9 protein-coding genes are annotated in these 13,251 nt (G+C 37.7%); 5 read left to right on the top strand and 4 right to left on the bottom strand.

The genetic code is table 11. The features are described from left to right. Positions 1 to 48 precede the first annotated feature (48 nt). Both GON26_RS11085 and GON26_RS21810 read left to right on the top strand, forming a co-directional pair. Positions 49 to 657, top strand: coding sequence for a DUF305 domain-containing protein (locus tag GON26_RS11085; protein WP_160374881.1), 609 nt, complete (start codon positions 49 to 51; stop codon positions 655 to 657). 38 nt (positions 658 to 695) lie between these two features. Next, positions 696 to 1,031, top strand: a complete 336-nt coding sequence (locus GON26_RS21810) for a four-helix bundle copper-binding protein (protein WP_202110863.1) — start codon at positions 696 to 698, stop codon at positions 1,029 to 1,031. An 89-nt stretch (positions 1,032 to 1,120) separates the two neighbouring features. On the opposite strand, the gene GON26_RS11075 is transcribed toward GON26_RS21810, so the two are convergent. From GON26_RS11075 to GON26_RS11060, 4 genes are all read right to left on the bottom strand, one after another. Next, the gene (locus GON26_RS11075; protein WP_160374880.1) at positions 1,121 to 3,151 is read right to left on the bottom strand and encodes a heavy metal translocating P-type ATPase; all 2,031 of its coding nucleotides are present in this window, start codon (positions 3,149 to 3,151) and stop codon (positions 1,121 to 1,123) included. Positions 3,152 to 3,199: 48 nt separating this feature from the next. Beyond that, positions 3,200 to 4,420: an efflux RND transporter periplasmic adaptor subunit gene (locus GON26_RS11070; protein ID WP_160374879.1), complete on the bottom strand. Its 1,221-nt coding sequence runs from the start codon at positions 4,418 to 4,420 to the stop codon at positions 3,200 to 3,202. Between the two features lie 10 nt (positions 4,421 to 4,430). Beyond that, a complete protein-coding gene (locus GON26_RS11065) occupies positions 4,431 to 8,750 on the bottom strand; it encodes a CusA/CzcA family heavy metal efflux RND transporter (RefSeq protein ID WP_160374977.1) in 4,320 nt (1,439 codons plus the stop codon). Positions 8,751 to 8,848: 98 nt separating this feature from the next. Next, positions 8,849 to 9,175, bottom strand: coding sequence for a DUF6660 family protein (locus tag GON26_RS11060; protein WP_317164702.1), 327 nt, complete (start codon positions 9,173 to 9,175; stop codon positions 8,849 to 8,851). A gap of 278 nt (positions 9,176 to 9,453) precedes the next feature. Here GON26_RS11060 and GON26_RS11055 point away from each other — a divergent pair, with 278 nt between their 5' ends. From GON26_RS11055 to GON26_RS11045, 3 genes are all read left to right on the top strand, one after another. Continuing rightward, entirely contained in the window at positions 9,454 to 9,783 is a 330-nt protein-coding gene (locus GON26_RS11055) for a hypothetical protein (RefSeq protein WP_160374877.1), read from the top strand. 66 nt (positions 9,784 to 9,849) lie between these two features. After that, entirely contained in the window at positions 9,850 to 12,018 is a 2,169-nt protein-coding gene (locus GON26_RS11050) for a TonB-dependent receptor (RefSeq protein WP_160374876.1), read from the top strand. 456 nt (positions 12,019 to 12,474) lie between these two features. Continuing rightward, positions 12,475 to 13,236, top strand: a complete 762-nt coding sequence (locus tag GON26_RS11045) for a phosphatase PAP2 family protein (RefSeq protein WP_160374875.1) — start codon at positions 12,475 to 12,477, stop codon at positions 13,234 to 13,236. Positions 13,237 to 13,251: the final 15 nt, after the last annotated feature.

Below are 13,251 nucleotides of genomic sequence, written 5' to 3'. Positions count from 1 at the left end.
AATGGTATAATTATTTTAGCTTTAGTATAATTTATAACTGTGAAAATTATGAAAAAAGCAGCATTCACAACCTTGATAGTAATTGGGCTAATAGTTGGCTCTTGTTCAAATGATGAAGATAACGGAATACATCCTCAGGAGCATGATAAAAACATATTGATGAATAAAATGCACACAATGATGGATCAAATGGACGCAATGACCATGAGCAAAGATCCAGATCTGGATTTTGCCAATATGATGATTATGCACCATCAAGGTGCTATAGATATGGCTAATTATGAACTGAAAAATGGTACTGATGCCCAGATTATGGCAATGGCACAAGATGTGATTGATACCCAACAGCAGGAAATAGAGCATATGAAAGCAATTATAAATGGCATGCCAGCTGATGAAACCGATAATGCTTTTGCTATGGAGCTTATGAAATCAATGGACAAAATGGGAATTACTGCTGACACGCAATTAATCACCGGAAATACGGACCATGATTTTGCCATACTAATGATTGTCCATCACCAAAGTGCACTCGATAATGCATCGGCTTATCTACATCATGGAAAAAACGCAGAACTCAAAGCAATGGCGAATATGATGGTAGAAATGCAGACCCAGGAAATAATTGATTTTGGCAACTGGCTTGTAGCAAATTAATTCAGTATGAATAACTTTTAATACAAAATAAATAAATTATGGATCAGAAATTTAGAAATTGTATCGAAGCCTGTCTGGCTTGCGGTATAGCGTGCAACAACTGCGCAACGGAATGTCTGAATGAAGACGATATAAAAATGCTTGCAAGATGCATACAGCTCGACAGGCAATGTTCAGTGGTATGTTTTGCCGCCGCAAACCTTATGAGTATTGGAGGCGAACATGCCTCCCATTTATGTGCTGAATGCGCAGAAATCTGTAAGGCCTGTGCCGAGGAATGTGAAAAACATGCCGCAATGGGCATGGGTCACTGCGCAGAGTGCGCGGAAGCCTGCCGCAAATGTGCCCAGGCTTGTGAGGCAATGGCAAGTTAATACCAACAATTATTTAAACAAAAACCGCACAGTTGTGCGGTTTTTGTTTTTGAAGCTTAACACGGCAAAAATCTGTCTATTTATTGCCATTAGAATTTCATTTTCTGAATCCTTACCGCATTCAGTATAGCGAGTAAGGCAACACCTACATCTGCAAAGACCGCTTCCCACATCGTTGCAAGTCCGCCCGCACCCAGAATAAGAACAACTGCCTTGACAGCAAATGCCAATACAATATTTTGCCACACTATTTTTCTGGTTTGTTTCCCAATATTGATAGCCATTGGAATTTTGCTTGGCCTGTCATCCTGGATTACCACATCGGCAGTTTCAATTGTGGCATCGCTTCCCAAACCGCCCATAGCGATACCAACAGTACTCAAGGCTACAACAGGCGCATCGTTTACACCGTCACCTACAAATGCAACGGTTTGGTTAGTAGCTTTAATTTCATTTACTTTATTTACTTTGTCTTCAGGAAGCAAATCTCCAAAAGCGTTTACTATGCCCAGCTTATCGGCCACAAATTGGACAACATTGGTTTTATCGCCACTAAGCATTGTGGTTTTAACTCCCATTGCTTTTAGCCTGTCAACAGTCAGCTGCGCATCTTCTTTTATTGTATCTGCAATGGTTAAGTAACCGGCAAACTTTTTATCGTAAGCTATGGCAATCAACGTATAGACTATAGAGTTCGGATCAATATCATATTTGATACCGAATTTATCCATCAGCTTAAAATTACCTACATGCAATTCTTTTCCATTAATCTCAGCCCTTAATCCATGTCCTGAAATCTCTTCGACCTTCTCAAGTACTATCGAGGGATCAATTTCACCAACGTGATCATGGATGGCCGTTGCTACGGGATGCGTACTCTGGCCTTCGAGCGCATTGACCATTTTAAGGATTTCGTCTTTATTAAGCTGGTCGGAAATCACCACATCCTGAACTTTAAAGACACCTTCTGTCATGGTTCCTGTTTTGTCCATTACCACATTCTGGATATTGGCAATACTGTCCAGAAAATTACTTCCCTTGAATAATATTCCGTTTTTACTCGCTGCCCCAATTCCGCCGAAGTAACCAAGGGGTATACTGATTACCAGGGCACAAGGGCATGATATTACCAGAAAAACCAAAGCCCTGTAGAGCCAGTCGTTAAAATCATAATTTTCAACAAAAAAATAAGGCAAAAAGCAAATACCAACCGCAAGGAAAACAACTATTGGAGTGTAGATTTTTGCGAATTTTCTAATGAACAGCTCCGTTGGTGCTTTCTGAGTTGTGGCGTTCTGCACCATTTCGAGTATTTTTGAAAGCTTGCTGTCATTATAGGCAGTAGTCACCTTTACCTGCGCGATAGTGTTTCCGTTTATCATCCCTGCCAGAACAGTTTCGCCTTTTACCTTGGTATCGGGCTTGCTTTCACCAGTAAGGGCAGCGGTATTAAAGGAAGCTGTATCAGATAACAATTCTCCATCCAAACCTAGTTTTTCACCTGATTTCAGCTGTATTACAGAACCTATGGCAACATCTGCTGCTTTTACTGTCTGCACAACATTATCCTTTACGATATTTACTTCGTCGGGGCGCTGATCCAACAGGCTTTTAATATTGGATTTTGCACGGCTAACGGCCAAAGTCTGGAATACTTCTCCAATGGTATAGAAAAGCATAACAGCCACCCCTTCGGGATACTCGCCAATAGCAAAAGCCCCGATTGTGGCGATACACATGAGTAAAAATTCAGAAAAGACCTCTCCTTTAGTAATGCTTTCAAACGCCTCTTTCAAAACCGGAATTCCCACGGGAAGATAAGCCGCAATATACCAGGCTAACCTAACATACTTGGTAAACCAGCTTTGCGGAAAATAGTTATCGAAACATATACCGATAATCAGCAGGACAAATGAAATTATCGCCGGCAGGAACATCTTAAATGTACTTTGATCAGCTGTATGCTCGTGGTCATGATCATGTCCATCATCATCAGAATGACTGTTTTTATCCTCTACAGAGCAGCATCCGCTGCTTTTATCTGTTTTTGCATTAATTTTTTCTTCTAGTGTGCAACAAAGCTGTTTGCCGTTTGCATCGTATTTGTGCTCATGTGCCATATTGTCTATTTTTTTAATTCAAAATTTTAATTATGGAATGTCCCTATTTTAATGTTCATGCTCCCCACCGCCTTTTATAGCAGATAAAAGGTAAAATGCCCCTTTGATTACTATTTTGGCATCAGAGGGTATATGGTCAACAAATTTCACTTCCGTAAAGCCCAAATCTGTTGTCCCGGGTACTACTTCGATTGCTTTAAAATGAATTTCATTATGTTCTTCTTCTGCCTCTTTGGCTTCACTTTTCTCTTCCTTATGATTCTCTTCCTGAATATACACAAAATATTTGTCACCATTTCTAACAATCGCATCTTTTGGCAACGCCGGAACCGTAGCATTTGTGATATTGATGTTGGCCGAAACATACATGCCGGGAATCAACCCCTTGGCATCGGCAGGATCAATTTTGGCGTGCACCGCCACTGTTTTGCTTTCATTTGAAAATGATTTGTTGATTCCGAATATTTTTCCTTTTATTGATTTGTTAGACTGATTGGTAAGAACAAAATCAATAACCTGCCCCACAGAAATAGATCCGAGGTCTTTTTCGTAAACATTAAGGTCCAGGTGCATCTGGCTATTGTCTACTACTTCAAAAAGTGTTACCCCTGTTTCAGCAAACGCACCTTTTGCAATATTTATTTTTCCTACATAACCGCTAATGGGCGCTACAATAGGTACCAATGAACTGCTCCCCTTGGTGCTCACATGCAATGCGTCCAGCTTGTTTTTAGCTGCCTGTGCCCTGGCCCTTTCCGCTGCTAATTTTGCTTTGATTTCCTGAAAAGTCTTTCTCGGGTTTACGTTTTCATCACTTAGGGTTTTCTGGCGGTTGTATTCCAGCTGCAGGTATTCAATGCTGGCTGTGGCAGAATGATAATCTTCCTGCATTTCAATGACTTCAAGATTCTGAATGGTTGCCAGCACTTTTCCCTTATTTACATAAGTTCCTTCCAATACCAAAATATCCTTGACTGTTCCACCGATAAGGGTTGCCACTTCTGCGGAGTTTTGCGGCGGAACGGTAGTGTAGCCGTTGGCCTTTATAATTTTGTTTAAATTCCTGTTTTCCACGGCACCCGTTTCAATCCCAACGGTTTTAAATTGAGATTCGGTCAATGCCACTTCATTCTCAGACTTTTCCTCCTCATGGGATTCTTCTGCTTTTTTATCCTGACAGGACGCCGTCAGAAACAAAGCTATAAAAACAATCAGTATATTAATTTTAACTGAAACCAATGAGATGTTATTTTTAAATATGTTTTTCATTCTGTGAAATTTATTTGTTTGAAATAGATGGAAACTGCATTTCTATAGCACTTTGATTATAAGAATGGGCAGCTTCGGCGTATTGTTTTTTAATATCGATGGCCTGATTTAAAAAGCTGATATAAGACCAGTAGCTCATATCGCCATTGGCATAACTTTTTTGCGCCGTCTCAATTATCTGGCCGGCATACTGCATTCCCTCATTTTGATAATAGGAAAGCGCTTTTTGCTGCTTTTCAAAATTATTTTCCAGTTCCTGCATCTGCAGGTTAATAGCCAGTTTGTTTTTATCCAATGCCAGCTGCGATTGTGAAATACTTATAGAAGCCGCCTGAGCCCATGCAGTATTCACTCCTCCAAATAGTGGTATTTGCAGACCTGCGGTAAACCCCTGGAATAGTGATTCGGTATTGATGGTCTGGGCAAAATACCCCAGTCCTAATTTTGGTGTGCGCATGGCTTTAAAAGTATTGGCTTCTTTTTGGGAAACGACAATCTGCTGCTGATAAAAATCTGTAACAAGTGCCTCGGCTTTTGAATTTCCTTTTTGCTGAACAGGAGTATACAGTAAAGAAACCGACACATCGGGAACTACGTCCTGATCTGTCTGAATAAAAAACTGCAGTTGTTTCTGGTAGATTGCCAGATCATATTCCAACTGCGCTTTCTGGGTTTCAATCTCTTTTACTTTTGCCTTTGCACTGATCACTTCAATATTCCCGCTTTCGCCCGTCTGAAAACGTAGCTCTGCATTTTTAAGAAATTTGGTATAAATATCACTGAGCTCCAAATTTAATTTTTGAACTGAAATACCATACAAATACTGATAGTAGGAAAGTATTACCGCCTTTTCTATTTCATATTCAGATAAAGCTTTTCTTTTCTCAGCCAATTTTACCAGCTCTTCCTGTAGCTGACGATTGGCTTTTGTGATTTTTCCTATTGGAAAATACTGCTGGATTGAAACGTTATGATCAAAATCGACACTATTGAACTGCCCCCCTTGGTACTGAACGTTTAGAGGATCGGGCTGGAAGGCGGTCTTTTTTAAAACAGTTTGTTTTTCAATTTCCTTATCAGCAATTTTCAAATCAATGTTATTTGATTTTGCCATCTCGAGCGCTTTTTCCAAACTTATTGCCTGGCTGTTTTGAGCAAACGAGAAACTGGTAAAAAACAGCACCAGTAGCGTTATAATAGGCTTTTGTATCATTTTTCTTTTTTTTGTTCTATTCTCCAGCAATAGGTATAATATAGGCAAAACGATCAGGGTCAATAACGTTGCTGAGAATAGTCCCCCAATAACTACCGTCGCCAATGGTTTCTGCACTTCCGCCCCCCCACTGGTAGATAAGGCCATTGGCAAAAATCCAAGCGAAGCAACTGCTGCTGTCATCAGCACGGGTCTTAATCTGGTTTTTGTACCAATTAAAACACGCTGCAGAGGATCTGTTACTCCTTCGGTCTTTAGCTGATTGAAATAAGAAATCAAAACAATACCGTTTAATACCGCAATTCCAAATAAAGCAATAAAGCCTATTCCTGCTGAAATACTAAAAGGCATGCCGCGCATCCAAAGGGCAAAAACACCTCCAATTGCTGAAAGCGGAATAGCTGTAAAGATTAATCCTGCCTGTTTGAAACTGTTAAAGGTAAAATACAGCAAAACCAATATCAGCCCTAAAGCGATCGGTAAAGCTACTGAAAGGCGTTTTGTCGCTTCTATTAAATTTTCAAACTGCCCGCCGTAGGTCACATAATAACCTGCCGGAAGCTTAAGTTCCTTGTCTAATTTTAACTGAATTTCTTCCACAACACTTTTGATATCTCTTCCACGAACATTAAGCCCTACGGTAATTCTTCGTTTACCGTCTTCACGGCTCACCTGAACCGGTCCCTGCTCGTAATCAATGGAAGCTACCTGTGATAGAGGAACCTGCTGCCCGTTAGGAAGGGGAATAAACAAATTACTCACATCAGTAATATCGCTTCTGTTGTCAGCATTCATGCGCACGACAACATCAAACCGTTTGCTCTGGTCGTATATTTTACCGGCACTTTCCCCTGCAAAAGAGGATCGTATAATTCTGTTTATATCAGATATATTTAGTCCATACAAAGCAATTTTATTGTAATCGTATTTAATGGTAATCTGAGGAAGACCTGTTACCTTGTCGGCTTTTAGGTCTCCTATCCCTTTAATGCCCTTTACTTTTGATATCAGTTCGTTTGCCTTTGCATCGAGAACTTCCAGATCATCTCCAAAAATTTTGATGGCAATATCGCTTCGGCTTCCTGTCATAAGTTCGTTGAAACGCATTTGAATAGGCTGGGAAATTTCAATGTTGGCACCTGGAATCACTTCCATTTCTTCCTTCATGGCATTGGCTAATTCTTCCCAGTTATCATATTTTCCGCTCCACTCTTTTTTGTCTTTAAGGACAATTATTAAATCGGCACTTTCTATCGGCATTGGATCGGTTGGTATTTCACCGCTTCCAATTTTGGCTACAATGGTTTTGATTTCAGGAAATTTAGCTTTTAATATTTTTTCATATTCAGTAGTGGTTTTAACCATCTGTGTCAGTGAACTTCCTGTCATAATAGTAGCATTTATTGCCAAATCACCTTCTTCTATGGTTGGGATGAATTCACCGCCCATATTCTGGAAAATTACGATTCCCAATGTGAATAATCCCAATGCGATACCCAAAACTATTTTTTTGAATTCAAGTGCTTTCTTTAGAAACGGAAGATAAATATTCTCCAGCTTTGCCATCATTCGGTCACTAAAATTATCCTTGTGCTCTGTGTTTTTTGACAAAAACATGGCGCTCATCATCGGTACATAGGTAAGGGAAAGCAAAAAGGCCCCAATGACAGCAAAACCAACAGTCATAGCCATTGGTTTGAACATTTTTCCTTCTGTCCCTACAAGTGCTAAAATTGGAAGATAAACTATAAGGATAATAATTTCTCCAAAAGCGGCGCTGTTTCTGATTTTTGATGCTGAATTGTAAACCTCCTCATCCATTTCTTCCTGGGATAAAGCGTCTTTGCGTTTGAGTTTTTGCAAATGATGCATTGTGGCTTCCACAATTATAACCGCACCATCGACAATTATTCCAAAGTCGATAGCTCCAAGGCTCATTAAATTTCCACTTACCCCAAAAGCATTCATCAGGATAACTGCAAAAAGCATCGCCAATGGGATTACGGATGCTACAATCAGGCCGGCCCTAAGATTTCCGAGGAATAAAATCAAAACAAAAATAACAATCAATGCTCCTTCCAGTAAATTTTTGGTTACGGTTCCAATGGCATTATCCACCAACTTTCCTCTGTCAATAAATGCCTCTGCAACAACACCTTCAGGCAGGCTTTTATTTATCTGAATCATTTTTTCTTTGATTCGCTCTACTACTGCACTGGAATTTTCACCTTTAAGCATTAAGGCCATTCCGCATACAATTTCTCCTTTTCCATCCTTTGTAGATGCGCCGTAACGAAGCGAAATTCCTTCACGAACCTGCGCCACATCTCGCACTAGTACAGGTGAGCCATTGCGGTTTTTTACCACCACATTTTCCAGATCTTTTACTCCTGTTGCCATTCCGACCCCACGGATAAAATAAGCATACTGATCTTTTTCAATGTAAGCTCCCCCTGTATTTTGATTGTTTTTTTCCAAAGCATCGAAAATTTCAGTAATGGTAACTCCCAGGCTGTTTAAAGTGTTTGGATTCACTGCAATTTCATACTGCTTTAATTTTCCTCCCCAGGTACTTACATCAGCAACGCCTTCTATACCCTGTAATTGCGGAATAATAATCCAGTCTTGTATAGTTCTTAGTTTTACAGCATCATATTTGCTTTCATAGCCTTTTTTGGCATAAACGTCATATTGGTAAATTTCGCCAAGACCTGTTGAAATGGGCGCTAATTCAGGGGATCCTGCATAATCAGGAATGTTTTCCTCGGCTTGTTTCAAGCGCTGAAATATTTGTTCCCTTGCCCAGTAAATATCTACATCATCCTCAAAGACAACCGTTACAACAGAAAGCCCGAAACGGGAAATACTGCGAAGCTCAATAACTTTCGGAACTGTCTTTACAGCCTGTTCTAAAGGATAAGTGATTAATTGTTCTACCTCCTGGCTCGCTAAGGTTGGAGCCGTGGTAATTATCTGAACCTGATTATTGGTTATATCAGGCAGCGCGTCGAGCGGCAATTTTTTAATGGAGTAGCTTCCCCAGGCAATTAAGGCCAGGGTAAATAAGAGTATAATGAACTTATTCTTTATACTGAATTGTATGATTTTGTCTAACATCTGAATATAATAATGAATGAGAAAACAAGACATGCTTGTCTATTAAAAACTGTGGAAATCCCACAACTCTCTACCCCGAAATTACTCGGGCAACATTATTATGCTATTTGAGGCGGCTGCCAGATACTTCCGTAAAAATTGGAAGCAAAAACTGAAGTATAACTTGGCAAAGAACATTTGATGGTTTTGCTAAGAAGAGGAAAATCAAATGTGATTGCAGGTGCATAACTCAATACCTGTACTCCGCAGCAATTACAGATGCAAAACGGTGGACACATATCACTTTGCTTGTCATGAGAATGATCCATTTCCGTTGCAGAAAAGAGAACTGGATCCGGTACATTGTTATTAGTATCCTTGTCTGCGCACGGCATACAGGAAATGATTAAAATGATAAGTGATAATATGATATTCGTTATTTTCACGATTGTAAAAATACGATTATTAGCTTACAAAATTAAATTATTTAATATGTTCCTCGTAAAAATGAATACAGCGAGCTGCAATACCCAATAATAATAGTGTACAGATCAAGACAATTGCAAAAACTCGAATAAAATCATTAGTAGTTAATTTTCTCCTTGCTTTAACTCCCTTCTTTTTTTTTGCCTTTGTCGTACTTTTAAATTTTGCCATATATAATTCTTGTAATTTAAGTTGAATATACAAACAACGGTTTGAATTTTATCTATAAATTTGTAATGTGAAAACATGGGTGATATTTATTTCGATTGTCGTACTGCTCCTTGCAACAGTACCTTGTTCTGCATTTTCTAAACATTCAGAATGTAATGTTGAGAAAAATTGCAAAAACGACCCGCATGATTGTGAGCATGAATGTAATGGAAAATGTTCGCCTTTCTATTCTTGTGGAAGCTGTACCGGTTTTCCAATTACACATACTTCAATTTTAATTTCAGAAAAATTAGAATTTACGACAAACGCAATACTACAGCCTATATCCTACGATAAGTTTGTTGATTCTTCATTCATTTGTAAAATTTGGCAGCCTCCTAAAATTCTTAATATTTAAAATAGTTTTACGTTCATGATTTCAAGATCATGAGCATATTTATGTATTAATATTAAGAAATAATAAATGTTTAAATATATTTTATTGATTGTGGCAATAACAACTATTGGCACAGCACAAGCACAGAATAAAATTAAAGTTCTCATGAAGGATGCTGAAACAGGATTACCCATCAACGGCATAACTGCTAAAATTGAGCAGACTGATTTATCAGCTGTATCAAATGCAGAAGGACTTATCATTTTTGAAAATCTTCAGCAGGGAGCTTACAACGTTTCTTTTTCTATGGAAGGCTATAAATCACTCATGTCACCCTTTACAATACCTTTTATAGGCGACTTTTTAGAAATTTCATTAGAAAGTGAAGCTGAAAAGATGGACGAGATTATTGTCAATTCTACCAGAGGCACAAGGACAATCAGCAACATTCCTACCCGTGTTGAATTTATTGCAGGAGAAGAGCTCGAAGAAAAAGCTAATATGAAACCAGGAGATATCCGAATGATGCTTAATGAAAGTACTGGTATACAAACACAGCAGACATCAGCAACTTCAGGAAATTCTTCTATCAGAATTCAGGGACTCGACGGAAGATATACTCAAATTTTAAAAGATGGATTTCCTGTTTATTCAGGAGCCTCTAGTGGACTTGGATTACTACAGACACCGCCACTGGATTTAAAGCAAGTTGAGATCATTAAAGGATCTGCCTCTACTTTATTTGGAGGTGGAGCAATTGCAGGATTGGTTAATCTGGTTTCTAAAACCCCGACAGAAGAAAGAGAATTGCGATTTTTATTAAACGGAACTTCAGCTCTTGGTTTAGACATCAATGGGTTTTATTCACAGCGATTCAATAAAATTGGACTGACTGTATTTGCTTCGCATGATAGAAATGCACCCTACGATCCTGCCGATATTCAGCTTACCGCTATCCCTAAGTTTGAACGTTTTAATTTCAATCCAAAATTGTTTGTTTATTTTAATGAAAACACAAAACTGAATTTTGGAATAAATACAGTTTTCGAAAATCGTATTGGTGGGAACATCGATTATATTAAAGACGAAAACAATTACCCTGATAGTTATTTTGAGAAAAATAAGACAGAGAGAATGAGTACTCAATTTACCCTTACTCATAAATTAAGTGAAAAGGAATCCCTGACATTCAAAAATAGTTTCAATAATTTTAGCCGTGTCATAACTATTCCAGATTATGTTTTTGATGGTCTTCAGAATAGTACTTTTTCTGAAATTACCTATTCTCACAATGGCGATATATCAGAGTGGGTTACGGGAGCCAATTTATATACTGATAAATTTACTGAAAACAGTGCCACTGCTTTTCCTCTAAGAGACTATAATCAGATAACTTATGGAGCTTTTGTTCAAAATACTGTGAAAGCCAAAGAATGGCTCGATATTGAAACTGGTCTTAGAGGTGATTATGTTATTGATTATGGATTTTCGCTTTTGCCTAGAATTTCTGCTCTATTTAAAATTAATCCTAAGCTTACTTCAAGAATTGGCGGTGGATTGGGTTATAAAACACCCACCATATTTACCGAAGAAAGTGAGCGTATCCAATATCAAAATGTACTGCCAATAAGTAGTAATTATAATACACTTGAAAAAAGTTACGGTGCTAATTTTGATGTGAATTATAAAACCAATATTACTGAAGATATATCTTTATCGATTAATCAGTTGTTCTTTTACACTAATGTCGATAATCCTCTGATCTTAACTTCTCTTCCTAATGAAACTTATCAGTTTGTAAACGTTGATGGTTATTTGGATACAAAAGGAGCAGAAACCAATGTTAAATTAGGATATAACGATTTTAAACTATTTATAGGGTATACTTACACTGATGCTTCAATTAATAATAATGGCATAAAATCTGAAAATCCTTTAACTGCAAAGCATAGGTTAAATAATGTTTTGATGTATGAAGTAGAAGATAAATGGAAAGCAGGATTGGAAGCCTATTACTATAGCCCACAAAAATTAAATGACGAAACTAAAGGAAGTGAATACTGGGTTTTCGGTTTTATGGTTGAAAAATTGTGGGAGAATTTCTCTGTCTATGCCAATTTCGAAAACTTTACAGATACAAGACAAACGAAATTTGGAAGTATTTATACAGGACCTATTTCAAACCCTGTTTTCAAGGATATTTATGCCCCATTAGATGGTTTTGTAATAAATGCAGGGATTAAAATAAAAATTTAAATATTTTAAAAACTGTAAACCGATTGAAAATATATTTTATCGCTATAACAAAAAGCAAGTTACAGACTTAAAATAATTTTCGAACCTAAAAGCCTCCAAAATCTATAAATTTGGAGGTTTATAATTCCTGGACTATCGAGATACAGAAAAAAGTGCTGCTGTTTAGAGAGAATCCCTTCATTGTTTATTAACCGATTCGCTTCTGGTTTATTAACGCAGTTTCCTTTTTCATTTCATTTAACTTCTTTTTCCAAACTATCAATAGTTTGTAAAGTTAATTATCAAGTAACATTTTCCTTATCTGCCAGTCTGTGTTTTAAATCCATTGTGCTAAAAAGTCCTAATTCTTATTAATCGTTTTCTGCCTTATTTTTGCGTTGATTTAAAAATAATGATACCTTTAATAAAGACTTAATTATCAAAGTATCTTTTGCAATAACAAAACAAATCATTTCGATGAGAAAAATAATCATACTTGTTATTTTACAGTTTTTGACTTACTCTGTTTTAGCGCAAAATACCTCTCCTAAAGATTCCATAATCAATGATACCGTTAAAAACATCACCTTTAATTACAAACAGCTTATCATTCCCGGAGTTTTGATTGGATATGGTTTTTGGGGAGCTGAAAGCGGGCAGATAAAAAGTTTCAATTTTCAGATACGCGACGAATTTACAGAGGACATTGACAAGAAGGTTACAATAGATGATTTTTCACGATATGTCCCTGCGGTTTCTGTTTATGCGCTTAATGCATTTGGGGTCAAGGGAAAAAATAATATGCGCGACCGTTCTGTAATTTTGGCGACTTCAACTATTATAACTGTTGGAACTGTTTTTGCCTTAAAGTCAGTTACCAATGTAGAACGCCCGGATGGATCTTCCAATAATTCATTTCCTTCCGGCCATACCGCTATCGCTTTTGCAGGCGCTGAATTTTTATATCAGGAATATAAAGACAAATCCATATGGTACGGCGTGGCGGGGTATGCGGTGGCTGCAGGTACTGGGATATTTCGAATGTACAACAACAGGCACTGGCTTACAGATGTAGCTGCAGGTGCAGGAATTGGAATTCTGAGTACCAAAATTGCCTACTGGATGAATCCCTATATTTCAAGAAAATTATTTCATGGTGAACAAAATAAATCGACATCTTTTATAGCCCCTTCATACGATGGTAAGAATTTTACAATCTGCTATTTTAAAACATTTTAGGATTATTAAATTTTA

The sequence above is a fragment of the Flavobacterium hydrocarbonoxydans genome (genome assembly GCF_009789235.1).
GTDB lineage: Bacteria > Bacteroidota > Bacteroidia > Flavobacteriales > Flavobacteriaceae > Flavobacterium > Flavobacterium hydrocarbonoxydans.
This window is presented reverse-complemented; position numbering and strand designations above follow the sequence as displayed.

What these genes read in the sequence shown, in the direction of transcription:
- GON26_RS11085 (WP_160374881.1), top strand. Translation starts at nt 49, where the DNA reads ATGAAAAAAGCAGCATTCACAACCTTGATAGTAATTGGGCTAATAGTT.
- GON26_RS21810 (WP_202110863.1), top strand. Translation starts at nt 696, where the DNA reads ATGGATCAGAAATTTAGAAATTGTATCGAAGCCTGTCTGGCTTGCGGT.
- GON26_RS11075 (WP_160374880.1), bottom strand. Translation starts at nt 3,151, where the DNA reads ATGGCACATGAGCACAAATACGATGCAAACGGCAAACAGCTTTGTTGC.
- GON26_RS11070 (WP_160374879.1), bottom strand. Translation starts at nt 4,420, where the DNA reads ATGAAAAACATATTTAAAAATAACATCTCATTGGTTTCAGTTAAAATT.
- GON26_RS11065 (WP_160374977.1), bottom strand. Translation starts at nt 8,750, where the DNA reads ATGTTAGACAAAATCATACAATTCAGTATAAAGAATAAGTTCATTATA.
- GON26_RS11050 (WP_160374876.1), top strand. Translation starts at nt 9,850, where the DNA reads ATGTTTAAATATATTTTATTGATTGTGGCAATAACAACTATTGGCACA.
- GON26_RS11045 (WP_160374875.1), top strand. Translation starts at nt 12,475, where the DNA reads ATGAGAAAAATAATCATACTTGTTATTTTACAGTTTTTGACTTACTCT.